At 57.7% G+C, this 24,794-nt stretch carries 29 protein-coding genes and 1 pseudogene; 17 read left to right on the plus strand and 13 right to left on the minus strand.

The genetic code is table 11. The features are described from left to right. From ACK3CV_RS08735 to ACK3CV_RS08755, 5 genes and pseudogenes are all read left to right on the plus strand, one after another. The coding region (locus ACK3CV_RS08735) for an ankyrin repeat domain-containing protein (protein WP_489009826.1) at positions 1–601 on the plus strand (601 nt) is incomplete at its 5' end. Positions 602–652: 51 nt separating this feature from the next. Further along, positions 653–1,425, plus strand: a pseudogene (locus ACK3CV_RS08740) (ankyrin repeat domain-containing protein). A gap of 130 nt (positions 1,426–1,555) precedes the next feature. Next, the gene (locus tag ACK3CV_RS08745) at positions 1,556–1,843 is read left to right on the plus strand and encodes a hypothetical protein (protein ID WP_239504619.1); all 288 of its coding nucleotides are present in this window, start codon (positions 1,556–1,558) and stop codon (positions 1,841–1,843) included. A 303-nt stretch (positions 1,844–2,146) separates the two neighbouring features. After that, entirely contained in the window at positions 2,147–2,791 is a 645-nt protein-coding gene (leuE, locus tag ACK3CV_RS08750) for a leucine efflux protein LeuE (protein ID WP_164140774.1), read from the plus strand. Positions 2,792–3,066: 275 nt separating this feature from the next. Continuing rightward, on the plus strand, positions 3,067–3,261 hold the full coding sequence (locus ACK3CV_RS08755; RefSeq protein ID WP_239504620.1) for a hypothetical protein: 195 nt from the start codon (positions 3,067–3,069) through the stop codon (positions 3,259–3,261). Between the two features lie 433 nt (positions 3,262–3,694). Here the strand turns inward: ACK3CV_RS08755 and ACK3CV_RS08760 are convergent, their stop codons facing one another. Both ACK3CV_RS08760 and ACK3CV_RS08765 read right to left on the minus strand, forming a co-directional pair. After that, the gene (locus ACK3CV_RS08760; protein WP_164140776.1) at positions 3,695–3,880 is read right to left on the minus strand and encodes a hypothetical protein; all 186 of its coding nucleotides are present in this window, start codon (positions 3,878–3,880) and stop codon (positions 3,695–3,697) included. Between the two features lie 437 nt (positions 3,881–4,317). Beyond that, entirely contained in the window at positions 4,318–6,006 is a 1,689-nt protein-coding gene (locus ACK3CV_RS08765) for an aspartate:alanine antiporter (RefSeq protein WP_004938680.1), read from the minus strand. Between the two features lie 294 nt (positions 6,007–6,300). On the opposite strand from ACK3CV_RS08765, the gene ACK3CV_RS08770 reads away from it, so the two are divergent. Beyond that, the gene (locus ACK3CV_RS08770) at positions 6,301–6,681 is read left to right on the plus strand and encodes an inner membrane protein YbjM (protein WP_164140778.1); all 381 of its coding nucleotides are present in this window, start codon (positions 6,301–6,303) and stop codon (positions 6,679–6,681) included. A 45-nt stretch (positions 6,682–6,726) separates the two neighbouring features. On the opposite strand, the gene ACK3CV_RS08775 is transcribed toward ACK3CV_RS08770, so the two are convergent. Further along, complete coding sequence (locus tag ACK3CV_RS08775) at positions 6,727–6,990, minus strand: GrxA family glutaredoxin (protein ID WP_004938676.1); 264 nt, start codon at positions 6,988–6,990, stop codon at positions 6,727–6,729. A gap of 230 nt (positions 6,991–7,220) precedes the next feature. Here ACK3CV_RS08775 and ACK3CV_RS08780 point away from each other — a divergent pair, with 230 nt between their 5' ends. From ACK3CV_RS08780 to rlmC, 9 genes are all read left to right on the plus strand, one after another. Beyond that, positions 7,221–7,523, plus strand: a complete 303-nt coding sequence (locus tag ACK3CV_RS08780) for a YbjC family protein (RefSeq protein WP_033646672.1) — start codon at positions 7,221–7,223, stop codon at positions 7,521–7,523. Between the two features lie 54 nt (positions 7,524–7,577). Next, a complete protein-coding gene (rimK, locus tag ACK3CV_RS08785) occupies positions 7,578–8,480 on the plus strand; it encodes a 30S ribosomal protein S6--L-glutamate ligase (RefSeq protein WP_033637810.1) in 903 nt (300 codons plus the stop codon). Between the two features lie 135 nt (positions 8,481–8,615). Continuing rightward, positions 8,616–9,095: a type III secretion system chaperone family protein gene (locus ACK3CV_RS08790; protein WP_004938666.1), complete on the plus strand. Its 480-nt coding sequence runs from the start codon at positions 8,616–8,618 to the stop codon at positions 9,093–9,095. Between the two features lie 406 nt (positions 9,096–9,501). Next, entirely contained in the window at positions 9,502–10,611 is a 1,110-nt protein-coding gene (gene potF, locus ACK3CV_RS08795) for a spermidine/putrescine ABC transporter substrate-binding protein PotF (protein WP_033637811.1), read from the plus strand. A gap of 123 nt (positions 10,612–10,734) precedes the next feature. Next, positions 10,735–11,868, plus strand: a complete 1,134-nt coding sequence (gene potG / locus ACK3CV_RS08800) for a putrescine ABC transporter ATP-binding subunit PotG (protein ID WP_033637812.1) — start codon at positions 10,735–10,737, stop codon at positions 11,866–11,868. A 24-nt stretch (positions 11,869–11,892) separates the two neighbouring features. Beyond that, positions 11,893–12,855 carry a putrescine ABC transporter permease PotH gene (potH, locus tag ACK3CV_RS08805; protein ID WP_033637813.1) on the plus strand — a complete coding sequence of 321 codons (963 nt, stop codon included), beginning with the start codon at positions 11,893–11,895 and terminating at the stop codon, positions 12,853–12,855. Further along, a complete protein-coding gene (gene potI, locus ACK3CV_RS08810; protein WP_016928360.1) occupies positions 12,852–13,697 on the plus strand; it encodes a putrescine ABC transporter permease PotI in 846 nt (281 codons plus the stop codon). The genes potH and potI overlap by 4 nt, the downstream gene beginning before the upstream one ends. A gap of 104 nt (positions 13,698–13,801) precedes the next feature. Further along, complete coding sequence (locus ACK3CV_RS08815; protein ID WP_049197168.1) at positions 13,802–14,281, plus strand: YbjO family protein; 480 nt, start codon at positions 13,802–13,804, stop codon at positions 14,279–14,281. A gap of 69 nt (positions 14,282–14,350) precedes the next feature. Next, entirely contained in the window at positions 14,351–15,478 is a 1,128-nt protein-coding gene (gene rlmC, locus ACK3CV_RS08820; protein ID WP_060418397.1) for a 23S rRNA (uracil(747)-C(5))-methyltransferase RlmC, read from the plus strand. Here rlmC and ACK3CV_RS08825 read toward each other — a convergent pair. The 8 genes from ACK3CV_RS08825 to ACK3CV_RS08860 form a co-directional block, all read right to left on the minus strand. Then, positions 15,475–15,759, minus strand: a complete 285-nt coding sequence (locus ACK3CV_RS08825) for a type II toxin-antitoxin system RelE family toxin (RefSeq protein WP_033654647.1) — start codon at positions 15,757–15,759, stop codon at positions 15,475–15,477. The two genes, rlmC and ACK3CV_RS08825, sit on opposite strands and share 4 nt — an antisense overlap. After that, positions 15,749–16,000, minus strand: coding sequence for a type II toxin-antitoxin system Phd/YefM family antitoxin (locus ACK3CV_RS08830; protein WP_004928423.1), 252 nt, complete (start codon positions 15,998–16,000; stop codon positions 15,749–15,751). Before ACK3CV_RS08830 ends, ACK3CV_RS08825 begins: the two co-directional genes overlap by 11 nt. Before the next feature lie 101 nt (positions 16,001–16,101). Next, on the minus strand, positions 16,102–16,836 hold the full coding sequence (gene artJ, locus ACK3CV_RS08835) for an arginine ABC transporter substrate-binding protein (RefSeq protein ID WP_033637816.1): 735 nt from the start codon (positions 16,834–16,836) through the stop codon (positions 16,102–16,104). A gap of 199 nt (positions 16,837–17,035) precedes the next feature. Continuing rightward, positions 17,036–17,704: an arginine ABC transporter permease ArtM gene (gene artM / locus ACK3CV_RS08840; protein ID WP_033637817.1), complete on the minus strand. Its 669-nt coding sequence runs from the start codon at positions 17,702–17,704 to the stop codon at positions 17,036–17,038. Continuing rightward, positions 17,704–18,420 (minus strand): arginine ABC transporter permease ArtQ, encoded by a 717-nt coding sequence (gene artQ, locus ACK3CV_RS08845; protein ID WP_033637818.1) that lies wholly within the window; start codon positions 18,418–18,420, stop codon positions 17,704–17,706. Before artQ ends, artM begins: the two co-directional genes overlap by 1 nt. A gap of 9 nt (positions 18,421–18,429) precedes the next feature. Further along, positions 18,430–19,161: an arginine ABC transporter substrate-binding protein gene (gene artJ, locus ACK3CV_RS08850; RefSeq protein ID WP_033637819.1), complete on the minus strand. Its 732-nt coding sequence runs from the start codon at positions 19,159–19,161 to the stop codon at positions 18,430–18,432. A gap of 32 nt (positions 19,162–19,193) precedes the next feature. After that, positions 19,194–19,922, minus strand: coding sequence for an arginine ABC transporter ATP-binding protein ArtP (gene artP / locus ACK3CV_RS08855; RefSeq protein WP_038884338.1), 729 nt, complete (start codon positions 19,920–19,922; stop codon positions 19,194–19,196). A 264-nt stretch (positions 19,923–20,186) separates the two neighbouring features. Then, the gene (locus ACK3CV_RS08860) at positions 20,187–20,729 is read right to left on the minus strand and encodes a lipoprotein (RefSeq protein WP_033637821.1); all 543 of its coding nucleotides are present in this window, start codon (positions 20,727–20,729) and stop codon (positions 20,187–20,189) included. 159 nt (positions 20,730–20,888) lie between these two features. Between ACK3CV_RS08860 and ACK3CV_RS08865 the strand changes: the two genes are divergently transcribed. Together ACK3CV_RS08865 and ACK3CV_RS08870 are read left to right on the plus strand one after the other, a co-directional pair. After that, positions 20,889–21,212 carry a heavy metal-binding domain-containing protein gene (locus tag ACK3CV_RS08865; protein WP_033637822.1) on the plus strand — a complete coding sequence of 108 codons (324 nt, stop codon included), beginning with the start codon at positions 20,889–20,891 and terminating at the stop codon, positions 21,210–21,212. A 119-nt stretch (positions 21,213–21,331) separates the two neighbouring features. Next, positions 21,332–22,168 (plus strand): N-acetylmuramoyl-L-alanine amidase, encoded by an 837-nt coding sequence (locus tag ACK3CV_RS08870; protein ID WP_047568391.1) that lies wholly within the window; start codon positions 21,332–21,334, stop codon positions 22,166–22,168. Here ACK3CV_RS08870 and ACK3CV_RS08875 read toward each other — a convergent pair whose 3' ends face one another. Both ACK3CV_RS08875 and ACK3CV_RS08880 read right to left on the minus strand, forming a co-directional pair. Further along, on the minus strand, positions 22,169–23,179 hold the full coding sequence (locus tag ACK3CV_RS08875) for an NAD-dependent epimerase/dehydratase family protein (protein WP_033637824.1): 1,011 nt from the start codon (positions 23,177–23,179) through the stop codon (positions 22,169–22,171). 158 nt (positions 23,180–23,337) lie between these two features. After that, positions 23,338–24,777 carry a DUF2867 domain-containing protein gene (locus tag ACK3CV_RS08880; RefSeq protein WP_489009827.1) on the minus strand — a complete coding sequence of 480 codons (1,440 nt, stop codon included), beginning with the start codon at positions 24,775–24,777 and terminating at the stop codon, positions 23,338–23,340. Positions 24,778–24,794: the final 17 nt, after the last annotated feature.

Consider the following 24,794-nt stretch of genomic DNA (forward strand, 5'->3'; position numbering starts at 1 on the left):
GCCGCAGTTGGATAAACTGTTGTCATCAGTAAACAAAGAGATCTTAAATCGTCCAGCTAAGGAAGAAATGACCTTATTGTTCTGGGCGATAAATAACGCTATCTTTGACAAGAACACGCCAGAGCGGCTCAAGATCATTACGGATCTGGTCAAGGCGGGGGCAGATCCATTACAACCTCAACCTAACACGCCAGGTAGCCCCGCTGAGTTTGTTATGAAGGCGGACAAAGGCGTCTGGATACAGGCCATGCTGGAAGGTGGCCTTTCTCCAAACGCCAGAGATAAGGTTCATAATCAACCTATTATTTTTGAAAGTTTTGAAGCGAAGAATACCGAAACATTAAAGGTGCTGATTGCGAACAAAGCTGATGTTAATATCAAAGGGGCTATGAACAGAACGCCATTAATAAATGCGCTGTATAACAGTTGCCCTGAGCACATTGAGGTTCTTTTGGCTCATGGCGCTAACCCCTTAGCCAAAGATGATTTTAATGACAGCTTCCTTTCTCTGATTTCTGCGGAAATAGCCAAAGGAGACAAAAGTAATTCTTATATAAAAAAATTAATTAAAATTAAAGAGAAGATAAACATTGTGAATTAGTTAGCTTTCAGATGGGTGAAATAACGGGCGTTTGACGTGGGCGGGTATGGCATGAAACACATTATTCTGATTATCACCGTGGTGCTGTCGATGTTTGTGATGCAGGGATGCAAGCAAGGTAGGGATCTACAACCACAGGATTACTTTGAAGGGAAGCAGCTGGACATCGCCAACATCATCTACGAGGGTGACAGGCAAAAGCTGGATAAGGTTTTACCGGCGGTAAGCAAAGAAACGTTAAATCGGCCGGCCAAGGCGGAGATGACGTTGCTATTCTGGGCGATAAATAACGCTATCTTTGACAAGAACACGCCAGAGCGGATCAAGATCATTACGGATCTGGTCAAGGCGGGGGCAGGCCCACTGCAGCCTAGGCCGGAAGGGAGAAGTAGCCCCGCTGAATTTGTTATGAAAGCAGATAAGGGAATTTGGATAAAATCCATGTTAGATGGGGGACTATCTCCTAATGCAAAAGATAAAATCAATAATAAGCCAATTATATTTAAAAGTATTCTTGCCAAGAATACAGAGACATTAGAGGTCATGCTGGATTATGGTGCGGATATAAATGTAAGAAATTCACTGGGTGATACGCTGCTCATCGATGCTTTAGACTATCACTCCTATGACCACGTCATTCTTCTATTAGAAAAGGCGCCGATAGCGATATAAGAGGCAACTCGGGTTGGACGATGGGTAATCAACTACAACGGCTGATTAATAGGAGTCAGGACGGCAGTGAGGCGAAAGAGTCTCTTGAGCGCATCAAAGACGAGCTAATTAAGCGTGGTGGGAAATGGCCACCTGCTCCTGTCAGTCAATAGGCCATTCTCAGTATCCCAAGGGTGTAGAGGGATACTGATACGATAAAAAAGCAACGTTGGGCCGTGGTCACGTTTAAAATGGAGATGACATGAGGCACATCGCTCTTATAGCCTAGTAACTCAGACCTGCGTGGGCCGCGATGTCACCACGGAGGTGGCCGGCAGCCTGCTGGAAAAGATCGGCAAAATCCGCAGCAGCATAGCGGCAGCGCGCCAGTATATCATTGCCCCGGTGGTGTGTGTGGGGAGCCAGCAAATCAACGTGATGGCCTTGATGCTGGAAACGCTGGAGGTGGTGCAGCAGACTGCCGCCCACACCCACAGCAACACCGGCGCACCGCAGAACGCGCAGGCAATCAGCGCCGCCGGCACGAAGTCCAGCCAGCTGAAAAGCAAATACGCGCCAGTGATTGGGTAGGGCTAAATATTGATCGCTCGGACCGATCAATAATGAGTAATTGATCTACACAACCAATTATCTTTTGAGTGCGTAACCGTGTAGAAATTGAACAAACAAGAAAGCCAACACCAGGAAACACCAGCCCGCCTCGTGCGGGCTTTTTTATGTTTTGATCTAACATGAAGGGGGTGGTGCACTTACGTGAACGTTCGGAAAGTGCCAACAGCAGACATTGGCTGAATAGAAAGTTGCCGTGATGTGTTTTCATTAACTCTGGTTACTTTAGAATGGCCTCGTTGAAACGAGAGAACTGGAGTGAAAATGTTTGCTGATTTTGGTGTCGTGAATTTCTGGACGTACCTGCTTGGTGCGACGTTGATAGTCCTTGTGCCCGGCCCTGAAACCATGTTCGTGATTAAAACTAGCATTACCAGCGGCATCAAGCGGGGCTTCGCTGCAATATTTTCCATTCTCCTAAGCGACGTTATTCTGGTTCTGCTGGCATGGTGTGGACTGGCCGCGGTCATAAACTCAACCCCTGCCTTATTTAACGCCATCAAATACGCAGGCGCTGCTTATCTTTTTTATCTCGGTATCCAGACGATACGCGCTATCTTTAAGCCAGCTGTCGAAACGAGTGAGGAAAAGAAATCTTCAGCTGATGCCGGGGGAATCATTGGACGCGGAATGCTGGTTACTCTACTGAATCCAAAGACGTTGCTGTTCTATATCTCTTTCTTCGCCCAGTTCATCAATGTTCAGGCTGAACACTCCTGGATGGCGTTTATCATTCTTGCAGCAGTAATGTTCGCAATTACTCTCGTTTATTTCGGCTTTCTCGTTTTCTGCGGCTCTTATCTGCTCAGCCGCCTGAAAGGCAACCGTAGGTTATCTTCCATTGGAAACGCGCTGGTAGGTATGTTCTTCATTGGATTTGCAGCACGACTCGCAAGCGCAACTTCCTAACTGGACAGCTAAACCGCCGTGAGGCGGTTTTTTTACGTTCTTTCGATAGATGGGACGTCCGCTTATCGAAAGCTGACGTCAACAAGTTACAGTATGTGGCAACCATTGATCAGTAAACACCCTCCCTCCCCATGTGGGCTTTTTTATGCCTGCCGCCAGGCCGCCTATAGAACATTCTGAGCTGCTTTCCAGCCCGGCGACAATCCCACGCGAATAAATCCGATCGCCGCAGCAGCGTGCCGCCAGCGCGGCAGAAACCCCACGAAATAAACATCTTGCCCACGAAAACGGCACTACACCGCACCCGCCTGCGCAATTTGGATCAGGAAATTTTTTCAGTTCTGATTCTCTACAAAACACCCCGCCGAGCCGCGCCACGCCTGGGGCTTTGCGAGCAATCCCAAACTGAAAAGATTGAAAAGAATTTCATGTTTTTTCAGTTTTCGGATCGCGCCGCGTTATGGGTGTAAATCACAATGCATTGAAAAATATAAAATAAATATGAATTACGTGGATCACGGTGTGTCTGGAGTGGATCGCGCTTGAATGTCACTAAAACGCTGCGGGCCACGTGTGGCAAGGGATTGGAGAGTGTATAGCTATGCCGTAGCAACTGAAAAATTTGTACCAGTAAGGGGAAAAACGGAAATGCATTTTTAGCTATCGCAACTGCACACTACTGGCTGTAAAAGGAGTGATAGACATTATTCTTGCGACATTTTTGCGACACGCTCATATCATGAAATAAAAAAGCCACCCTGATAGGTGGCTTAATTATATGATTTTAAAGCTAAAATTTGGTGGCCCCTGTTGGGTTTGAACCAACGACCAAGCGATTATGAGTCACATACCAAATTTGCTAATTATTTCATGGACAATAAAATGAAGTTAATAACAAGGATATTAACCAAATCTTTTTCCAAGGACGATGCTAGTGATTGGATAATTAGACTCATCGACACCGTTACTTACGGAGATAATATCCCATCTGTTTGTATCAAGAAGTTTATTCACTTCGGAGTCATTACGAAGTCCAACAATAGTTTTTATTTCTCGATATACTGAGTAATCAAATGCTTGCTGCGTCATATGCAATTCCTCTTGAGTTATTTTAGTATCCATAAAGGTTACAATCAGAATTTGTTAGTGGTTGATGCCGCCTAACATGATAGCTACTAACGAGGAAAATGTAAGAGGTTTATGTGCATAATTCAGGATGTTTTTCAAGAAAATTATAACTTTAGGCAACCATTCTAGTATTGTAACAATGAGGTGGCTGTCGCCAGTTTGTCGCCATTAGGTACACTAGTTATTCATACTTAACTGTTTTAAAAAGATATTTTCTAAAGGCAACAAAAAACCCGATAATCTTGAACCTAAAAGGCGGGATTATCGGGCTCCACAAAATGGGGACATCAAAGAAAAGCAGTGGCACTAATTCAGACTGCGGCCCCCAACGAAAGTTCTGGCCGGCGACAAAAAAATCAAAATATTTTTATCGCCGATCCATCTCTCCCGCTAATCGATCAGCCGAGTATCCCCGGCCATAGCACCACGATGAGTGAACCCGCCAGCGTTAACAGCACGTTAGCGATGGCGTAGGTGCCGGCATAGCCCAGCGCCGGGATATTACTGCGCGCGGTGTCGCTGATGATCTCCATCGCCGGCGCGCAGGTGCGGGCGCCCATAATGGCGCCGAACAGCAGGGCGCGGTTCATGCGCAGCACGTAAGCGCCGAACAGGAAGCAGATAATCACCGGCACCAGGCTGACGATCAGCCCGGCGATCAGCATCTGGCCGCCGACCGCGCCCAGGCTGTGGCCGATGCCGGCGCCGGCGCTCAGGCCCACGCCCGCCATAAACACCATCAGGCCGAACTCTTTCACCATGTTCAGCGCGCCCTGCGGAATGTAACCGAAGGTCGGGTGGTTGGCGCGCAGGAAGCCGAGCATGATGCCTGACATCAGCAGGCCGGCGGCGTTGCCGATGCCGAACGAGAAGTTACTGAACTGAATGGTGATCTGGCCGATCAGCAGGCCGATGATGAAGAAGGCGCAGAACGCCAGCAGGTCGGTCACCTGGCTGTGGATCGAGATAAAGCCAATCTTCTCCGCCACGCTCTTCACCCGGCGCGCGTCGCCGCTCACCTGCAGCACGTCGCCTTTGTTAAGCACGATGCTGTCGTCGATCGGCATTTCGATCTGGCTGCGGATCACGCGGTTGAGGAAGCAGCCGTGGTCGGTCAGCTTCAGCTGGCTCAGGCGCTTGTTCACCGCGTTGCTGTTCTTCACCACGATCTCTTCGGTGACGATGCGCATGTCGAGCAGATCGCGATCGAACACTTCCTTGCCGTTGCGGAAGCTCGGATCCAGCCGCGCGTGGGCGTCCGGGTAGCCGACCAGCGAGATCTCGTCGCCCACCTGCAGCACCGCGTCACCGTCCGGGTTGGCCAGAATGCCGTTGCGGCGGATGCGTTCGATGTAACAGCCGGTCTGGCGGTAGATGCCCAGTTCGCGCAGGTTCTTGCCGTCGGCCCAGGCCACCAGTTCGGGGCCGACGCGGTAGGCGCGGATCACCGGTAGGTAGACCTTGCGCTGGCTGTCGGTGTCCAGGCCGCGTTCGCGGGCGATCTGCTGGGCAGAGGTGGACAGGTCCTGGTGCTGCAGCTTCGGCAGGTAGCGCGCGCCGAAGATCAGGCTGACCAGACCGATCAGGTAGGTGAGGGCGTAGCCAAGGCTCAGATGATCCTGCGCCGCCAGCAGCGCCGGGCCGTTGACGATGGTGTTGCGCAGCGTGTCGCCAGCGCCCACCAGCACCGGCGTCGAGGTCATCGAGCCGGCCAGCATGCCGGCGGTCAGGCCGATGTCCCAGTGGAACAGTTTGCCGAGACCGATGGCGATCACCATCGCCGAGCCGACCATCACCAGCGCCAGCATCAGGTAGTTTTTGCCGTCGCGGAAGAAAATCGAGAAAAAGTTGGGCCCGGCTTCCACGCCCACGCAGAAAATAAACAGCATGAAGCCGAGATTCAGCGCCTCGGTGTTAATGGCGAAGTGTTGCTGGCCGAGCAGCAGCGAAACCACCAAAACGCCAATGGAATTACCGAGTTGGACGGAGCCCAGACGGAGTTTACCGAGGCACAGCCCCAGTGCGAGTACCACGAACAGTAACAGAATGTAGTTACCGTTTAACAAACTAGCGACGTTTATGTTCACGGAGGATAACTTATTGTTTACCAGTAAGTGCTTGATATAGATAACTATAAGAGATAGATTCAGCCTTAAAACGACGTTATAAATCACCACCAGCGGAAGGCAAAGCGAACCATCGTTCGGCGGCGTTCATTCTAGACGCTATGACCGATGACAGCCAGCACAGAAAGCTGATTTCCTGCGCCGCCGTGCGCATTTAACTCTCTTTTGACCAAGGAAAAAATTCGGTTCAGCGTCACCGCGCGGGTGAGCGGGCCGATTTCTATTGATGCGGTAATTGGGCGGGGGAGAATTCGCATGACGAGTTATAGATATTGGCTGGGCATTCTCAGCTGTTTTCTGTTGTTCAGCCTGGTGTTTCTCGGCCAGCAAACCGGCCTGTTCGGCAGCACGGATCATGAGCACCACGGCGAAACCGGCCTGCTGCTGTTCGTTGTCCCCGGTGCGATCGCCAGCTATCTGTCGAGCCGCAAGCGGTTGCTTTGCCCGCTGCTCGGCGCGCTGTATGCGCTGCCGCTGTGTCTGCTGATCCGCCATTTCTGGCTGACGCCGTCCTCTTCGTTCTGGCAGGAGCTGGCGTACGCCACCAGCGCGGTGTTCTGGTGCGTGTTCGGCGCGATGCTGATGCTGTTCGCCCTCGGCCTGGTGCAGACGCTGCAGCAGCTGCACCGGCAATAAAAAAAGGCGCGTTAAGCGCCTTTTTTGTCTTTTTCGTTCAAAAACTTACTGGAACAGGTTCAGGTGTTCTTTGGCGTAAGCTTCGAAATCGGTGCAACCGCCGATGTGCTTCTCATCCAGGAAGATCTGCGGCACGGTTTCAACCGGTTTGCCGACGGTTTTTTCCAGATCGGCCTTGGTGATGCCTTCCGCGTGGATGTCAACGTAACGGAAGTTGAAATCGTCGCGTTCTTCAGTCAGTTTTTCCGCCAGTTCTTTAGCGCGGACACAATAAGGACAGCCAGGACGCCCGAAGATTACTGCAAACATGCAACGCTCCTTAATTGGATTTTCAATAAATTGTTCGCTACCGCAACGACATCCCGTCACCGAAAAAGTCATTACCTGCGTCAGATGGCGCCTACTATGCCCGTTGAGGCGGCGAAAAAAAAGCAGGAATTACCTGTTAGTTTGATTCATGTAACCAATTAGTCTGCCGGGACTGTCGCCGCCGACGGGAATTCACTACACTGGAGGCAGACCTTCTGGAGAAGAAAAATATGCGTTCATTCGGTGACTTACCGCGCCCGGTGCTGGTGTTGGAAGGGCTGGGCATCGTGATGCTGGTGCTGGCCTACCTCAGCATTCATGGCCACCTGCAGCTGCCGGGCTGGCTGGCTTCGCAGCAGGCGGCGGTCGGCATGATTTTCCTCGGCGTGGCGCTGATGGTGCCGGCGGCGGCGTTTCTGGTGTGGCGCGTGGTGCAGGGCTTCGGACCGCTGATGCGCGGCGGGTTGCCGCCGGAAAACGATCGCCGCAAACCGCAATCGAAAGATAATCAGGACAGCGATCCGCGCGCCTGAGCGCCGCGGCCGCTAACCCGCCTGCCGGGCAGGCGTTGGCCTTTGGGGTGACGAGTGAAAATTGCCATTCTTTCTCGCGACGGAACGCTCTACTCATGCAAGCGGCTGCGTGAAGCGGCGGAAGATCGCGGGCACAGCATCGATATCATCGATCCGCTCTCCTGCTACATGAACATCAATCCGGCGGCGCCGACCATTCATTATCGCGGCCGCCAACTGGAGCGTTACGATGCGGTGATCCCGCGCATCGGCTCCGCCATCACCTTTTACGGCACGGCGGTGCTGCGCCAGTTCGAGCTGCTCGGCAGCTACCCGCTAAACGAATCCGTGGCCATTACCCGCGCCCGCGACAAGCTGCGTTCGCTGCAGCTGCTGGCGCGGCAGGGCATCGATCTGCCGATTACCGGCTTTGCCCATTCGCCGGACGATACCGGCGATCTGATCGAGCTGGTCGGCGGCGCGCCGTTGGTGGTCAAGCTGGTGGAAGGCACGCAGGGCATCGGCGTGGTGCTGGCGGAAACCCGCCAGGCGGCGGAAAGCGTGATCGACGCCTTTCGCGGGCTGAACGCCCACATCCTGGTGCAGGAGTACGTGCGTGAAGCGCAGGGGCGCGACGTGCGCTGTTTGGTGGTCGGCGGCCGGGTGGTGGCCGCCATCGAACGGCAGGCCAAGCCCGGCGAGTTTCGCTCCAACCTGCACCGCGGCGGCACCGCCCGCAAGGTGACCATCACCGCCAGGGAGCGGGCGATCGCGGTGAAAGCGGCCAGCACGCTGGGGCTGGACGTCGCCGGGGTGGATATCCTGCGCGCCGAGCGCGGCCCGCTGGTGATGGAGGTCAACGCGTCGCCGGGGCTGGAAGGGGTGGAAACCACCACCGGGCTGGACATCGCCGGCATGATGATCGAATACATCGAGCAGCGCGGCCGGCCGGGCTTTCGCCTGAAATCCGGCGGTTGACGGGCGGGCGGCGCGCTTTTCCCGCCGTGCAATATCTGAATTAGTGAATTAAGCCGCATTGATCGTGGCGTATCGGGTGAATATTCCGTAAGCTATGCGCCTTTTCGCGTATTGAATATTGTGAGGCTGGTTATTATGGATTCACTCATTGTCCCCGATTTGGCGCTGTTGCGGCGCTGGCTGGATCAGTCGGGCATCTCTTTCTTTGAGTGCGATTCCTGCCAGGCGCTGCACCTGCCGCACATGCAGAACTTCGACGGCGTGTTCGACGCCAAGATAGATCTGGTGGACAACGTCATTCTGTTTTCCGCGCTGGCCGAGGTGAAGCCCACCGCGCTGATCCCGCTGGTGGCGGACCTGAGCCAGATCAACGCCAGCTCGCTGACCATCAAGGCGTTCGTCGACATTCAGGACGACAACCTGCCGAAGCTGATCGTCTGCCAGTCGTTGAGCGTGGCGGTCGGCATCACCTACGAGCAGTTTACCCACTTCATGCAGCAGGGCGAAGAGCAGGTCTCGATGGTGATCCTCGAGGCGCGGGCGAACGATCTGCTGTTTATGGGTGATGAAGAAGAGATCCCCGCTGGCGCCGTGCGTCAGCCGATGCTGCACTGATCCTCGCCGTACCTTAAGCATGCCGTCGCTCCGGCGGCATGCTGCCGTTATTCCCCTCCGCAATAAAATATTCTGCACTTTGGCCTTTGCCGCCCGATCTTTCTCGCCTTTTGTGCCGTTAATGGCGTATCACATAGAGAAAAACTGCATAAAAAATCGATAAAAGGCGTTTTTTACCCTGGGGGCTGGCGGGTTGCGATGGCAGCGGCTATGCTGCTGATTCTGCAAAGGGCTTGCGATTTCCCTTGTGGCCACGCGAGCAGGGCAGTGAAAAAAGGCGCATGCAATCATATGCATAGCCATTCAGTTCGCGGTTGCAACGATTGCGCTCGATCAGGAAAGGTTTTGTATCGCTGCAGATACAAGTTCAATTCTATGATTCACCCTGTTTTGGAGGAAGTTACGGATGGTCACCCAACGTAAAAAGTGGTTATCGGGTGTGGTTGCCGGCCTGTTGATGGCCGCGTCCGTCACGGCGTCAGCCGAAGAGAAAACGCTGCACGTGTATAACTGGTCCGACTATATCGCGCCGGATACCCTGGCCAAATTCCAGAAAGAAACCGGCATCAAGGTGGTGTACGACGTCTTTGACTCCAACGAAGTGTTGGAAGGCAAACTGATGGCGGGCAGCACCGGTTATGATCTGGTGGTTCCTTCATCCAACTTCCTCGAGCGCCAGTCGCAAGCCGGCATCTTCGAGCCGCTCGACAAGAGCAAAATGCCCAACTACAAGAATCTCGATCCCGAGATGCTGAAGCTGGTGGCGCACAATGACAAGGACAACAAATACGGCATCCCTTACCTGATGGTGACCACCGGCATCGGCTACAATGTCGACAAGGTGAAGGCGGCATTGGGCAAAGACGCGCCGGTCGACAGCTGGGATCTGATCCTCAAGCCGGAAAACCTCGAGAAGCTGAAAAGCTGCGGCGTCTCCTTCCTCGATGCGCCGAGCGAGGTCTACGCCACCGTGCTGCACTACCTGGGCAAAGATCCCAACAGCACCAACGCGGCGGACTATACCGGCGCGGCTAACGATCTGCTGCTGAAGCTGCGGCCGAACATCCGTTACTTCCACTCGTCTCAATACATCAACGATCTGGCGAACGGTGATATCTGCGTGGCGATCGGCTGGTCGGGCGACGTGATGCAGGCGGCCAATCGCGCCAAAGAGGCGAAGAACGGCGTGAACGTGGCCTACGCGATCCCGAAAGAAGGGGCGCTGACCTACTTTGACATGTTCGCCATGCCGGCGGACGCCAAGAACAAAGACGCCGCCTACCAGTTCCTGAACTTCCTGATGAAACCTGACGTGATGGCGGGCATCAGCAACTATGTCTATTACGCCAATGCGGTGAAGGACTCCACGCCGCTGGTGAACGCTGAGGTGCGCAATAACCCGAACGTCTATCCGCCGGCCGATCTGCGCGCCAAGCTGTTCACGCTTAACGTACAGTCGCCGAAGCTGGACCGTGTCATTACCCGCGCATGGACTAAAGTTAAAAGCGGGAAGTGATGATGGGGGGATATCCCCCTATCGTCGGTAAACCGGCAGGCGGGCGCTCCCCGCCTGCATTGCCGTTTTGGGCCACGGCGCTCGCCGTGGTTTTGTGCCGCTTTACGCCGGAGAGCACCCCGATTGAACGACGCCATCCCTCGTCCTCAAGCCAAGTCGCAGAAGGTTTTCACCCCTCTGCTGGAAATCCGTAACCTCACCAAAACCTTCGACGGGCAGAACGCGGTCGAAGACGTCAGCCTTACCATCTACAAGGGCGAGATCTTTGCGCTGCTCGGCCCGTCCGGCTGCGGTAAGTCCACCTTGCTGCGCATGCTGGCCGGTTTCGAGCAGCCCTCGGAAGGGCAGATCGTGCTCGATGGGCAGGATATGTCGCACGTGCCGCCGTACCAGCGGCCGATCAACATGATGTTTCAGTCCTACGCGCTGTTCCCGCACATGACGGTGGAGCAGAACATCGCCTTCGGCCTGAAACAGGACAAAATGCCACGGGCGGCGATCGCCGAACGGGTGGCGGAAATGCTGGCGCTGGTGCACATGCAAGAGTATGCCAAGCGCAAGCCGCACCAGCTTTCCGGCGGCCAGCGGCAGCGGGTGGCGCTGGCGCGCAGCCTGGCCAAGCGGCCGAAGCTGCTGCTGCTGGATGAGCCGATGGGCGCGCTGGACAAGAAACTGCGCGATCGCATGCAGTTGGAAGTGACCGACATTCTCGAGCGCGTCGGCGTCACCTGCGTGATGGTGACGCACGATCAGGAGGAGGCGATGACCATGGCGGGGCGCATCGCCATCATGAACCGCGGCAAGTTCGTGCAGATCGGCGAGCCGGAAGAGATCTACGAGCATCCGAACAGCCGCTTCAGCGCCGAATTTATCGGCTCGGTCAACGTCTTCGACTGCGTATTGCAAGAGCGCCACGACGATGCGCTGATCCTGCAAAGCCCCGGGTTGCGCCATGCGATCAAAGTCGATCCGGACGCCTCGGTGGTGGACGGCGTGCCGATCCAGGTGGCGCTGCGGCCGGAAAAGATCCTGCTGTGCGAACAGGTGCCGGAAGACGGCTGCAACTTCGCGGTGGGAGAGGTGGCGCATATTTCCTACCTGGGCGATCTGTCCATTTATCACGTGAAGCTGCACAGCGGGCAGATTATCAGCGCCCAGCTGCAAAACGGCCACCGTTTCCGCAAGGGGATGCCGACCTGGGGCGATGAAGTGCGTCTGTGCTGGGAAACCGACAGCTGCGTAGTGTTGACGGTGTAGTGGAGCCGGTGAGGAGTAACCCGTATGACCCTGCTTTCTGAACGCACGCCGGAACCGCCGGCCAAAACGCCCGGCACCCTCAAGGCGCTGTTCCACCGCCTGCTGATGGCTCACGGCCGCAAGCTGGTGATCGCGCTGCCGTATTTATGGCTGACGCTGCTGTTCATGCTGCCGTTCCTGATCGTGTTCAAGATCAGCCTGGCGGAGCTGGCGCTGGCGGTGCCGCCCTACACCGAGCTGATGAGCTGGGTGGACGGCAAGCTGAACATCGCGCTCAACTTCGCCAACTACCTGCAGCTGACCGACGATCCGCTGTATATCGACGCCTACCTGCAGTCGCTGCGCGTGGCGGCGGTCTCGACGCTGTGCTGCCTGATCATCGGTTATCCGCTGGCCTGGGCGGTGGCTCACAGCAAGGCGTCAACCCGCAACATTCTGCTGCTGCTGGTGATCCTGCCTTCCTGGACCTCGTTCCTGATCCGCGTCTATGCCTGGATGGGCATTCTGAAAAACAACGGCATGCTGAATAACTTCCTGATGTGGCTGGGTGTCATCGATCAGCCGCTGGTGATCCTGCACACCAACCTGGCGGTGTATATCGGCATCGTTTATTCCTATCTGCCGTTTATGGTGCTGCCGATCTACACGGCGCTGATCCGGCTGGATTACTCGCTGGTGGAGGCGTCGCTGGATCTGGGCGCCCGGCCGCTGAAAACCTTCTTCAGCGTGATCGTGCCGCTGACGCGCGGCGGCATCATCGCCGGTTCGATGCTGGTGTTCATTCCGGCGGTGGGGGAGTTCGTGATCCCGGAACTGCTCGGTGGGCCGGACAGCATCATGATCGGCCGCGTGCTGTGGCAGGAGTTCTTCAATAACCGCGACTGGCCAGTAGCTTCGGCGGTCGCCACCATCATGCTGCTGTTGCTGATCGTGCCAATTTTGTGGTTCCACAAACACCAGAACAAGGAAATGGGGGGGCAGGCATGAACAACTTGCCGGTAGTGCGTTCACCGTGGCGCATCGCCATCCTGACGATCGGCTTTACCTTCCTGTATGCGCCGATGCTGATGCTGGTGATCTACTCCTTCAACAGCTCCAAGCTGGTGACGGTGTGGGCCGGCTGGTCCACGCGTTGGTATACCGAACTGTTCCACGACTCGGCAATGATCAGCGCGGTGGGGCTCAGCCTGACCATCGCCGCCGCTTCCGCCACCGCCGCGGTGGTACTGGGGGCCATCGCCGCCGTGGTGATGGTGCGCTTCGGCCGTTTTCGCGGTTCGACCGGCTTCGCGTTTATGCTGACTGCGCCGCTGGTGATGCCGGACGTGATCACCGGCCTGTCACTGCTGTTGCTGTTCGTGGCGATGGGGCACGCCTTCGGCTGGCCGTCGGAGCGCGGCATGTTCACCATCTGGCTGGCGCATGTCACCTTCTGTACCGCTTACGTGGCGGTGGTGATCAGCTCGCGCCTGCGCGAGGTGGATCGCTCAATTGAAGAGGCGGCGATGGATCTGGGGGCGCCGCCGCTGAAGGTGTTCTTCGTCATCACCTTGCCGATGATCGCGCCGGCGCTGATCTCCGGCTGGATGCTGGCTTTCACCCTGTCGCTGGACGACCTGGTGATCGCCAGCTTCGTCTCCGGCCCGGGCGCCACCACGCTGCCGATGCTGGTGTTCTCCAGCGTGCGCATGGGGGTGAATCCGGAAATTAACGCGTTGGCCAGCCTGATCCTGCTGGTGGTGGGCATTCTCGGCCTGATCGCCTGGTGGTTTATGGCGCGCTCGGAAAAACAACGATCGCGCGAATTGCAGCGGGCGGCCCGTAGCTGAATCGTAACAAACCTGCTATTTTTGCAATCAATAAGTATTGCAACTAACTACCTGACTTTACATGCGCCACCTGTATAGGTGGCGCGTCGTAGCGGAATACGGATATGTCAGACATGCTGAAAAGCGGGCAGGGAATGGGATCGACTTCGGATGCGCCGGTGCCGGTGATGGTGGCGGGTACCGCCATGGTCGCGATCAAGTGTATCAGCGTGGTGCTGCTGCTGGGCGAGCTGGGCGTCGACGGCGCGCAGGAGTTCGTCAACACCAGCGCGCAGGCGTGGGATTCTACCTTTATCTTTCTGGCCGGCCTGCTGCTGCTGTGTCTGCAAATCAGCTGTGGTTTTGCCGTGATGCGCGGCCGCAACTGGGGGCGCTGGGGGTATGTAGCCTGCCAGTGCATCGTGGTGCTTTACCTGCTGTTGGCCACCATCGGCAGCGTCTTTCCCGAGGTGTTCACCGTGGAAGGGGAAACCAGCGGCCAAATCCTGCACGTTCTGATCCTGCAAAAGATCCCCGACGCGGTGATCCTGGCGTTGCTGTTCGTTCCCACCGCCAGCCGCCGCTTCTTCACCGCGCGCAAGTGAGATTTTAGGTGCGCGGAGTGGTAAACTCTGCGCCCTTGATTCGTCATCCTGAACTTCACGGTAATCTTCATGCATTGCGCTTTGTATACGGCGGGCACCTGCCGTTCCTGTCAGTGGCTGGAAAAGCCCTATCCGCAGCAACTGGCCGACAAACAGCATCACCTGCACTCGTTGCTGGCCGGGCGCGACGTCGCGCAGTGGCTGCAGCCGGTGGCGGGGGAACTGAGCGCATTTCGCAATAAAGCCAAGATGGTGGTCAGCGGCAGCGTGGAGCGCCCGCTGCTCGGCATGCTGCACCGCGACGGCACGCCGGCCGATCTGAGCGACTGCCCGCTATACCCTGCCGGCTTTGCGCCGATGTTCGCGGTGCTGAAAAGCTTTATCGCCCGCGCGGGTCTGACGCCGTATAACGTGGCGCGCAAACGCGGCGAGCTGAAGTACCTGCTGCTGACCGAAAGCACGCTCGACGGCGGCGTGATGCTGCGCTTCGTGCTGCGCTCGGAAACCAAGCTGGCGCAGTTGCGCGCCGCGCTGCCGTGGCTGCAGCAGCAGCTGCCGCAGCTCAAGGTGATCTCTGCCAATATTCAGCCGGTGCACATGGCGATCATGGAAGGGGAGCGCGAGATTGCGCTGACCGAACAGCAGGCGCTGGAGGAACGGTTCAATCAGGTGCCGCTGTTCATCCGCCCGCAAAGCTTCTTCCAGACCAACCCGCAGGTGGCCGCCGATCTGTATGCCACCGCCCGCGACTGGGTGCGCGCGCTGGGTATCGACAGCATGTGGGATCTGTTCTGCGGCGTCGGCGGTTTCGGCCTGCATTGCGCGCAGCCGCAAACGCGGCTGACCGGCATCGAAATCAGCGCGGAAGCGATCGCCTGCGCGCGCCAGTCGGCGCAGCGGTTAGGGTTGTTGCACGTAGATTTTCAGGCGCTCGATTCCACCCGTTTCGCCACCGCCGAAGGCCAGGTGCCGCAGCTGGTGCTGGTCAACCCGCCGCGGCGCGGCATCGGCCAGGCGCTGTGCGACTATTTGAGCCGGATGGCGCCGGACTATATTCTCTATTCCAGCTGCAACGCCGAGAGCATGGCGAAAGATATCGAGATGTTGCCGGGGTACCGCATCGAACGGGTGCAGCTGTTCGACATGTTCCCGCATACCGCGCACTACGAAGTGCTGACGCTGTTGGTGCGGCGTTAAAGGCGCTTTTTGGCAGCCGTGTAAGCCGCTGAACGTTCGCGTTTGCCCACAGACAGGACCAGAACCACGATCTCCGTTTCCATGACGCGATACACCAAACGAAAGCCTGATGCTCTGAGTTTGATTTTGTAGCAATCGGGCAAACCGGCGAGTTTGTTGGCGGGGACATGGGGATTAACCAATACCGATACCAGCTTTTTTTTGAACTGTTCCCGGATCACCGGGGACAGTTTTTTAAATTCCTTCAGCGCATGTTCTTCGAATTCAAGCTTATAAGTCATCCAAATTGACCTTAATGCGTTTGCCGTTCATCCGTGAACGAACGATTTCAGCGAGTTCGATATCTTCCAGGTATTCCGCGATAGCCTCCCAGGTTTCCGGTGAGACGTAATATCCCGAAATCTTACCGTTGGTCAGGACGGCGACCGGCTGCCCTTGTGCCTCTTTAAGGGCGGCGTTGGGCGATTTCTTAAAATCGCTGATGCTGACTGCGGAATCGGCAAGAATGGGTTGAACCGTCATGATGTTATCCTTGATGCTAAATTCAGTATCAAATTTAGCACTAACCGGATGGGGTGGCAATCGGATGGAGCCGCCAAAGGATGGCGGCTCCACATGCGGACTTACTGCGGGAACCACTTGTCGTTGATGGCCTTGTAGGTGCCGTCGGCCTTGATGGCGTCCAGCGCGGCGTTCAGCTTGGCCAGCAGCGCCTGGTTGTCCGGGCGCACAGCGATGCCGAGGCCGGTGCCGAAGTATTGCGCATCGGTGATGTGCTCGCCCACCGGCGCCAGCTGCGGGTTGGTTTTCAGCCACTCGTTTACCACGGCGGTGTCGCCGAACACGCCGTCGATACGGCCGTTTTTCAGCTCCAGAATGGCGTTTTGGTAGCTGTCGTAAGAGACGGTGTTAATCTCCGGATGCTTGTCCTGCATGTATTTCTGGTGGGTGGTGCCATTTTCCATGCCGAGCTTTTTGCCTTTCAGATCCGCCAGCGAGCTGAACTTGCCTTTTTGCGCAATCACGATCGCCGAGTTGGCGTAGTAAGGCTGGGTGAAGGCGACCTGTTTGCTACGTTCCGGCGTGATATCCATACCGGAAATCACCGCATCGTATTTCTTGAATTTCAGCGCGGCGATCAGGCTGTCGAACGCCTGGTTGGTGAAGGTGCACTGCGCCTGCATCTGCTTGCACAGCGCGTTGGCCAGATCGATATCGAAGCCGACGATCTGGTTATTGGCGTCGAGCGATTCGAACGGCGGGTAAGTGGCGGAGGCGGCGAAGCGGATGGTCTCGGCCGCGGTGGCGTTAAAGGTGATTCCGGCCAACATCGTCGCGGCAAGCAGCAGTTTTTTCATGCGTAGAGCTCCTGTCTGGATCCTGAAAGTGATTTTTCGCTATCGTTTGTTTTTACTGGTAATCGCCAGAGGTTTTTGCGAGGACACCTGCTGATAACCCTGCCATCGAGTGAATTAAAATGCAATAAAAATGATTAAATATTGCATTAGGAATAAAAAAAGCCCCGCACGACGGCGGGGCTCATGAGGGGAGGCGGCCTCAGTTGCGGCGCTCAAACGCCAGCGCGCGGCGCTCCACCAGCCGCATCAGCAGCGTCAGCAGGCCATTGACGCACAGGTACACCAGGCCGGCGGCGCCGAACACCATCACGTCGTAGGTGCGGCCGTACATCAGCTGGCTGTAGCCCATTACTTCCATCAGCGTGATGGTGTAAGCCAGCGAGGTGCTTTTGAACACCAGCACCACTTCGTTGGAGTAAGACGACAGCGCGCGCTTGAAGGCGAACGGCAGCAGGATGCGCAGCGTCTGCCGGCGCGACATGCCCAGCGCTTCGCACGACTGCCATTGCCCGGCGGGAATGGCGCGCACCGCGCCGTAGAACAGTTGCGTTGTGTAGGCCGCGCTGTTCAGCGCCAGCGCTATCATCGCGCACAGCCAGGGCTGCGACAGCAGATTCCACAGCCACGGGTAGTCGCGGATCGCCGGGAACTGGCCGGGGCCGTAGTAGATCAGGAAGATCTGCACCAGCAACGGCGTGCCGGTGAACAGCGTCACGTAGATCTTGACCAGCGGCGTCAGGATTGGCGTTTTCAGCGTCAGGATCACCGTCAGCAGCAGCGACAGCACCAGCGCGACGATCAGCGCGGCGACGGTCAGCGTCAGGCTGGTGTGCAACCCTTTGAGGATTTCCGGCAAATACTCAATCATCAGACCGGCCCCCGCTCAAAGCGCGTGGCGCGCAGCTCAATGCGTTTGATGACGTATTGGCTGAACAGCGTCACCAGCAGGTAGATGGCCGCCGCGATCACATACCAGGTAAAAGGCTCCTGGGTGCGGGTGGCGATGCTCTTGGTTTGCAGCATCAGATCGTTCACGCTGATCAGCGACACCAGCGCGGTGTCTTTCAGCAGCACCAGCCACTGGTTGCCGAGGCCGGGCAGGGCGTGGCGCCACATCTGCGGCATGATCAGGCGAAAGAAGATCGCCGCCTTGCCGAGCCCCAGCGCCTGGCCGGACTCCCACTGCCCCTGCGGCACCGCTTTCAGCGCGCCGCGCAGCGTCTGCGAGGCGTAGGCGGAATAGAGCAGGGCCAGAGCGATCACCCCGCACAGGAACGGGCTGACTTCGAAATTGTCGATCGCCAGCTGAATCGGCAGCTGGAACAGACCGAGGTTGAGGGTAAAGCCGTCGGAGAGCATCAGCAGCAGCTGCGACGAACCGAAATAGATAAACAGCACCACCAGGATTTCCGGCAGGCCGCGCAGCACGGTCACCCAGGCGGTGCCGAGCCAGCTGACCGCTTTCCAGCGGGACGATTCCCATACGGCGAACAGCATCGCCAGAATCAGCCCGAGGATCAGGGCGCAAACGGCAAGGCCGACGGTCATGCCGGCGGCGCTTGCTAAAGGTTGAAATTCATTCATCGGGGCGTATTACTGCTGGAACCATTTTTTGTAGATGGTTTCATAGGTCCCATCCTGCTTGATCTTGTCCAGAGCGGCGTTGAACTTGCCCTGCAGCTCGGTGTTCTTCTGGCGTACCGCGATGCCGAGGCCGGTGCCGAAGTAGTCTTTATCCGTGACTTTGGCGCCCACTGCCGCCAGCGCGTCATTCTGCTTCAGCCACTCGTTGACCACCGCGGTATCGCCGAACACCGCATCAACGCGGCCGTTCTTCAGATCCAAAATGGCGTTCTGGTAGCTGTCGTAAGGCACGGTGGTGATTTCCGGGTGCTTGTCGGTCAGGTATTTCTGGTGGGTGGTGCCGTTTTGCACGCCCACTTTCTTGCCTTTCAGCGCCGCCACGTCGGCGATTTTGCCTTTCTGCGCGATGAACAGCGCCGAGTTATCGTAGTACGGCTTGGTGAACAGCACCTGCTTTTCACGTTCCGGCGTAATGTCCATGCCGGCCATCACCGCATCGAAGCGCTTGAATTTCAGGCTCGGGATCAGGCTGTCGAACGCCTGGTTAGTGAAGGTGCACTCGGCCTGCATCTCTTTGCACAGCGCGTTGGCCAGATCGACGTCAAAACCCTGAATCTTGTTGCCGGCGTCAATAAATTCAAATGGAGGATAGGAGGCTTCGGTAGCGAAACGGATGGTTTCGGCTGCGGAGGCGGAAACGCTGATGCCGGCCAGAACGGCGGCGATTATTAGTTTTTTCATCGCAAACTCCCCAAATTACAGCAAGTTAATTGTTAGTGTGATAAGTAGTTGGCAAACTCGGTGGTCCGCGGCTGCGTGAAGTGGCTGCTGTCGCCTTGCTCCACCACGTGGCCGTTTTCCATATACACCACGCGGCTGGCGGTCTTGCGCGCCACTTCCACTTCGTGGGTGACGATCACCTGTGTGATGCCGGTGCCGGCCAGTTCGCGAATGATGCTGACGATCTGAGCGGTGATTTCCGGATCCAGTGCCGCGGTCGGTTCATCGAACAGCAGCACCTGCGGTTCCATCATCAGGGCGCGGGCGATCGCCACGCGCTGCTGCTGGCCGCCGGAAAGGTGCAGCGGGAAGCGATCGGCGAAGTCGGTCAGGCGCAGACGCTTGAGCAGCTTGTCGGCACGCTCCATCGCCTGAGCCTTGGTCAGACCCAGCACGCGGCAAGGCGCTTCGATCAGGTTCTGAACCACGGTGAGGTGAGGCCACAGGTTGTATTGCTGGAAGACCATGCCGACGTTTTGACGCAGTTCGCGAATGGCTTTCTCGCCAGGCGCCTGCTTGAAGTCGAATTGGTTGCCGGCGATCTGCAGTTGGCCCGAACGCGGCATTTCCAGCAGGTTCAGCACCCGCAGCAATGAACTTTTCCCGGCGCCGCTTGGGCCAAGCAGCACCAGGGTTTCCCCGGCTGGACAATCCAGCGTGATGTCAAACAGCGCCTGGTGAGCGCCGTAATAGCAATTGATACCGTTAAGTTGAATACTCATGCGCCAGAATTGAATAGACATTGATGCCGCAAATGTTAACTTCCACAGAATACTTATGCAATCTTTGTGCGTTAAAATTTATGAGTGTGCGGCGGGACAGTAAAAGATTAGCACAAGATACCGCGACTCAAGCCGAGGGAGGGGATTTGTGGCGCAGGCTGTGAGATAGGTAGCGAAATTTCTTTTTTTGGACGAAATCCGAGCGGGAAGCGGGAGGGGCAAGTGACCGACGCGGCAAACCCGCGTCGGCCTGGGGATCGCGGGTTACTGGTTTTCCAACACCTGGCGCACGCTGCCGTTGGTGGCATGCGCTGGAACATTCAGGTAGCGAATATCATCAACCACCCAGCAGGTGCCTTCGCGCACCATCAGCACTTCGTCCTGCCAGTTCACGGTGCTGTTGGCGTCTTTTTGGTAGCTCAAGTCGACGCGCAGCGGGATGTTTTTCGCATCGGTGTTAGGAATGGTCGAGGCGCTGGCGACGGACGCGCTGCCTGGCCCCTGCGCATTGCCGGAGAACAAGTCGCCGGTGATCCGATGCTTGCCCGGGTTCTGGGCGGCGCTGACCAGATCCTGATACAGCACTTTGCTCAGGTAAGGCTGCAGCTGCGCCAGGCGGTTGCTGTCCGGCAGGCCGGCGCCCTGCTGGATGCGCAGGTCATAGAACTTTTGCGCGACCGTATCCGGGCCGCCTTCCACACAGCTGCCGCTGCGGGTGCCGATATCCTTGTATGCCGGTTCCACCGTGGTACAGGCACTCAGCAACAGCGCTAAGGGTAAAACAGCCGCAATCGTTTTTGTTTTCATCTTATTACCTTATGTGAAAGTCTCTACCATGAAGACCGATAGCTTACAGTATAAATGCGTTTTTTGGCCTTGCATTCGTACTGCGTGCCATTGATTAAGCGAACATAACGCTAATCTTCTGGTCATAGATACGTTGAATTAATCAAACAAGGAATTCTGATGCAGCTTTCAACTACCCCGACCCTGGAAGGGTTCACCATCACCGAATACTGCGGCGTGGTCACCGGCGAAGCGATCCTCGGCGCCAACATCTTTCGTGATTTCTTCGCCGGCGTGCGCGATATCGTCGGCGGCCGCTCGGGCGCTTATGAGAAAGAGCTGCGCAAGGCGCGCTTGATCGCGTTCGAAGAGCTGGAAGATCAGGCGAAAGAGCTGGGCGCCAACGCGGTGGTCGGCATCGATATCGATTATGAAACCGTTGGCAAAGACGGCAGCATGCTGATGGTGACCGTCAGCGGTACCGCGGTGAAAGCCAGCCGCTAATCCCACTCCTCAACGCCTTGGCGAGTCCGGGGCGTTTTACTTTGTCCGACGGTGGCTTCCGTGGCGATTATTGATTAACGTTAACGCTATATCAGGTCATCACATCACAGGGAGGATAAGTGAAAATTTGGCCAGGGATCATCGCCGCCGCGCTGCTGGCGGGATGCCAAAGTTCGCAGCAGGACACGCTCGTCGATCGCGGCGCTTACCAGCTCGAAACCCTGCATCAGGCGCAGGGCGCGGATCAACGCATCCGCTTTCTGGTGATGCACTACACGGCGGAAGACTTCCACTCATCGCTGAAAACGCTGACCGACGAACACGTCAGCGCGCATTATCTGCTGCCGGCGCATCCGCAGCGCGAACACGGCAAACCGACGGTGTTCCGCCTGGTGCCGGAAGCGATGCGCGCCTGGCATGCCGGCGCCAGCGCCTGGCGCGGCCGCAGCAACCTCAACGACACCTCGATCGGCATCGAAATCGTCAACAAGGGCTTCACCCGCAGCATGCTGTTCACCCACTGGCAGCCCTATACGGCGGAGCAGATCGCCGTGCTGATCCCGCTGAGCCGCGACATCATCCAACGCTATGGCATCCAGCCGCAGGACGTGGTGGGGCACAGCGACATCGCGCCGCAGCGTAAACAGGATCCCGGCCCGCTGTTCCCCTGGCGGCAGCTGGCCCAGGCCGGCATCGGCGCCTGGCCGGACGAACGCGACGTGCAGCGTTTGCTGGCGGGGCGCGATCGCCATGCGCCGGTAGCGATGGCGCCGCTGCTCGAAAAGCTGGCGCGTTACGGCTACGCGATCGACCCGTCGTGGAATGCGCGGCAGCAGCGCAATGTGTTGGCGGCGTTTCAGATGCACTTCCGGCCCGACGATGTGCGCGGCGAGCCGGATGCAGAGAGTGAGGCGATTGTGGATGCGCTGCTGGTGAAGTACGGCGCGGCGCGTTGATTACAGGCCGTGCAGCTTACCGTGATCTTTCAGCCAGCGGGCGGTGCGCGCGATGCCTTCTTCCAGCGAGACGATCGGCTGATAGCCCAGCTCTTGCTGTGCGCGGGTGGTATCGAGCGTGAGGTCGAAGTTGAGTTTGGCGACGCCGTAGTGGGTCAGCACCGGCTCCTTCTCGCTTTTGCTGCCGAGGCGCTCCATGCCGCGTGCCATCATGTCGAGCATCGGATAGGGGACGGAGCGGATGCGGCATTTCATGCCCAAATCGTCGATCAGCTGCTGCACCACGGTGCGAAGCGGGCGCGGCTGCTGGTTGGTGATGTTGTAGGCGCGGCCGGACGGCGTATCTTCTTTTAGCGTCGCCAGCCACATGGCGTGCACCGCATTCTCCAGGTAGGTCATGTCCACCATCGCCGCGCCGCCGCGCGGCAGCAGCAGGTTGCCGTAGCGTTTGATCATCTGTAGCAGCCTTGGCAGCATCACCTTGTCGTGCGGCCCGAACAATCCCTGCGGGCGCAGAATGGTGAAATGGGTCTGCGGATTGGATAGCGCCAACTGCTGGATCACCTGCTCGCCGGCGGCCTTGCTGCGCGCAAATTCGTTGGCGTAGCGTTGCGGGCGGAAATCTTCGGTCACGTTGCGGTGATGGTGGTAATCGAAATAGATCGCCGGAGAAGAGATGTGGATGAACTGCGCCACGCCGTAGGCCGCCGCCCATTCGCCGAGGCGGCGGGTGGCACGGACGTTGGCCAGTTCGAAGGCCTCTTCGGTGCCCCAGGGCGAGGTAAAGCTGGAGCAGTGCCACAGCACGTCGACGTCCGTCAGCATCGCCTTGGCCTGCGAAGAGATCAGATTGGTGAGATCGGCATGAATGAACTCCGCGCCCATTTTTTCCAGCAGGCCGCCCATCGCCTGGTTGCGGCCGGTGGCGCGCACTTTGATGCCCTGACGGCGCAGATATTCGACGGCGTTACGGCCTAACCCACTGGTGGCACCGGTGACCAATACCTTCATAACGGACTCTATTCTCACCCAAAATCGGAATACCGGCGGGCGCTTGCGGCGCTCCCAGCAAATAAGATGCCATTCTTCCGTGATTTCGTGCGCTATGCAATCGGAAAGCCCCGAAGCACAGCGGCAAACTGTGCGGTTGATCGACAAATGAACGGCGTTCAGCGCCGTTGGCGGTCCAGGCCCTCGGCAAGTTCGGCGATGCGCTTCGCCATGCCGCGGAAAATGAACAGATGCGCGGGCATCATGGCGAACCAATACAGCAGCCCGCTGAAGCCTGCCGGATGCCACCAGGCGCGCACGTCCAGCGTGCGGCGATCGCCGTGATCGGTAATGGTGAAGCTCAGCCGCCCCAGCCCCGGCGCCTTCATGCCGAACAGCAGCGCCAGTTGCCGCAGTGGTTTCAGCGTGATGACTTTCCAGCCGTCGATCTCGTCGCCCAGCGCCAGGGCCGCGCGCCTCGGGCGGCCATAGACCACGCCGTTGCCGATCATGTCGTCCATGCGGGCGCGGATCCGCCACAGAATATTGGCGTAGAAATAGCCTTCTTCGCCCCCCAGCTGCTGCACCGTTTGCCATAGGGCCTCGCGGGTGGCGGCGGTGTCCAGCGAACAGCCGGCCTGTTTCGGATAGTAACCGTAGCCGGGGCGCCAGCGGGCCCGCGCCGCCGGATCGTAGCCCCAGTCGGCGGAATCGACCACCTCCTGTTCGCGCTGCAGCGTGGTGGCGACCGCCTGATCGAAGGTGTGCAGCCGCTGCGGGATCAGCGCCTGCAGCGGCCGGCCGTCGGCGGGCAGATCGTGCTTCAGCCCCTGGATCAGCGCGCGGGCGATCGGCGTCGGCACCGAGGTGATCAGGCTGATGAACCACACCGAAATCAGCCGCGTCGGCAAGGGGATCGGGATCAGCCAGCGCCGTTTGCCGCTGATGGCGATAAAGCGTTTGAACATGTCCTGATAGCTGAGGTACTCCGGCCCGGCAACGTCGAAGATGCGGTGCTCCTGCGCCGGGTGCGCCAGCAGATCGGCCAGATAAACCAGCAGGTTCTCCAGCGCCACCGGCGACGACTTCGAGCGCACCCAGCGCGGCGGCGTCAGCACCGGCAGGTTATAGACCATGTCGCGCATCACTTCGAACGCCGCCGAGCCGGGGCCGACGATGATGCCGGCGCGCAGTTCGGTCACCGGCACGCCGCTCTGGCGCAAAATTTCGCCGGTCAGGCGGCGGGCCGCCAGGTGGGGCGAACTGTCGTCGTTCGGCTGCAGCGCGCCGAGAAAGATCACCTGTTTGACGCCGGCATTGTGCAGCGCGTCGCGCAGGTTTTCCGCCGCCTGGCGCTCCTTCTCGATAAAATCGTCGCCGTCGCCCATCGCGTGCACCAGATAGTAAAGCGTATCTGTCTCCCACAGCGCCGCGCTCAGGGTCTCCGGGCGGTACAGATCGGCATACAGGCAGTTGACCTGCGGCCAGTTCCGCTCCTGCAGCCACTCGATGCGCCGCGCGGCGGCGGTAATCTGGTGCCCCTGTTCGATCAGGTGCGGGATCAGGTTCTGGCCTATATAGCCGCTGGCTCCAAGAACCAGTACGCGTTGGGGTGTCATCGGGCCGCCTTGTGCGG

The sequence above is a fragment of the Serratia sp. TSO36 genome (genome assembly GCF_057808395.1).

Excerpts from the sequence above, each read along its gene's own strand:
- leuE (WP_164140774.1), top strand. The coding sequence starts at position 2,147 with ATGTTTGCTGATTTTGGTGTCGTGAATTTCTGGACGTACCTGCTTGGT.
- ACK3CV_RS08760 (WP_164140776.1), bottom strand. The coding sequence starts at position 3,880 with ATGACGCAGCAAGCATTTGATTACTCAGTATATCGAGAAATAAAAACT.
- ACK3CV_RS08770 (WP_164140778.1), top strand. The coding sequence starts at position 6,301 with ATGACGAGTTATAGATATTGGCTGGGCATTCTCAGCTGTTTTCTGTTG.
- ACK3CV_RS08775 (WP_004938676.1), bottom strand. The coding sequence starts at position 6,990 with ATGTTTGCAGTAATCTTCGGGCGTCCTGGCTGTCCTTATTGTGTCCGC.
- ACK3CV_RS08780 (WP_033646672.1), top strand. The coding sequence starts at position 7,221 with ATGCGTTCATTCGGTGACTTACCGCGCCCGGTGCTGGTGTTGGAAGGG.
- ACK3CV_RS08790 (WP_004938666.1), top strand. The coding sequence starts at position 8,616 with ATGGATTCACTCATTGTCCCCGATTTGGCGCTGTTGCGGCGCTGGCTG.
- potF (WP_033637811.1), top strand. The coding sequence starts at position 9,502 with ATGGTCACCCAACGTAAAAAGTGGTTATCGGGTGTGGTTGCCGGCCTG.
- potH (WP_033637813.1), top strand. The coding sequence starts at position 11,893 with ATGACCCTGCTTTCTGAACGCACGCCGGAACCGCCGGCCAAAACGCCC.
- potI (WP_016928360.1), top strand. The coding sequence starts at position 12,852 with ATGAACAACTTGCCGGTAGTGCGTTCACCGTGGCGCATCGCCATCCTG.
- ACK3CV_RS08815 (WP_049197168.1), top strand. The coding sequence starts at position 13,802 with ATGTCAGACATGCTGAAAAGCGGGCAGGGAATGGGATCGACTTCGGAT.
- rlmC (WP_060418397.1), top strand. The coding sequence starts at position 14,351 with ATGCATTGCGCTTTGTATACGGCGGGCACCTGCCGTTCCTGTCAGTGG.
- ACK3CV_RS08825 (WP_033654647.1), bottom strand. The coding sequence starts at position 15,759 with ATGACTTATAAGCTTGAATTCGAAGAACATGCGCTGAAGGAATTTAAA.
- ACK3CV_RS08830 (WP_004928423.1), bottom strand. The coding sequence starts at position 16,000 with ATGACGGTTCAACCCATTCTTGCCGATTCCGCAGTCAGCATCAGCGAT.
- artJ (WP_033637816.1), bottom strand. The coding sequence starts at position 16,836 with ATGAAAAAACTGCTGCTTGCCGCGACGATGTTGGCCGGAATCACCTTT.
- artM (WP_033637817.1), bottom strand. The coding sequence starts at position 17,704 with ATGATTGAGTATTTGCCGGAAATCCTCAAAGGGTTGCACACCAGCCTG.
- artQ (WP_033637818.1), bottom strand. The coding sequence starts at position 18,420 with ATGAATGAATTTCAACCTTTAGCAAGCGCCGCCGGCATGACCGTCGGC.
- artJ (WP_033637819.1), bottom strand. The coding sequence starts at position 19,161 with ATGAAAAAACTAATAATCGCCGCCGTTCTGGCCGGCATCAGCGTTTCC.
- artP (WP_038884338.1), bottom strand. The coding sequence starts at position 19,922 with ATGAGTATTCAACTTAACGGTATCAATTGCTATTACGGCGCTCACCAG.
- ACK3CV_RS08860 (WP_033637821.1), bottom strand. The coding sequence starts at position 20,729 with ATGAAAACAAAAACGATTGCGGCTGTTTTACCCTTAGCGCTGTTGCTG.
- ACK3CV_RS08865 (WP_033637822.1), top strand. The coding sequence starts at position 20,889 with ATGCAGCTTTCAACTACCCCGACCCTGGAAGGGTTCACCATCACCGAA.
- ACK3CV_RS08875 (WP_033637824.1), bottom strand. The coding sequence starts at position 23,179 with ATGAAGGTATTGGTCACCGGTGCCACCAGTGGGTTAGGCCGTAACGCC.
- ACK3CV_RS08880 (WP_489009827.1), bottom strand. The coding sequence starts at position 24,777 with ATGACACCCCAACGCGTACTGGTTCTTGGAGCCAGCGGCTATATAGGC.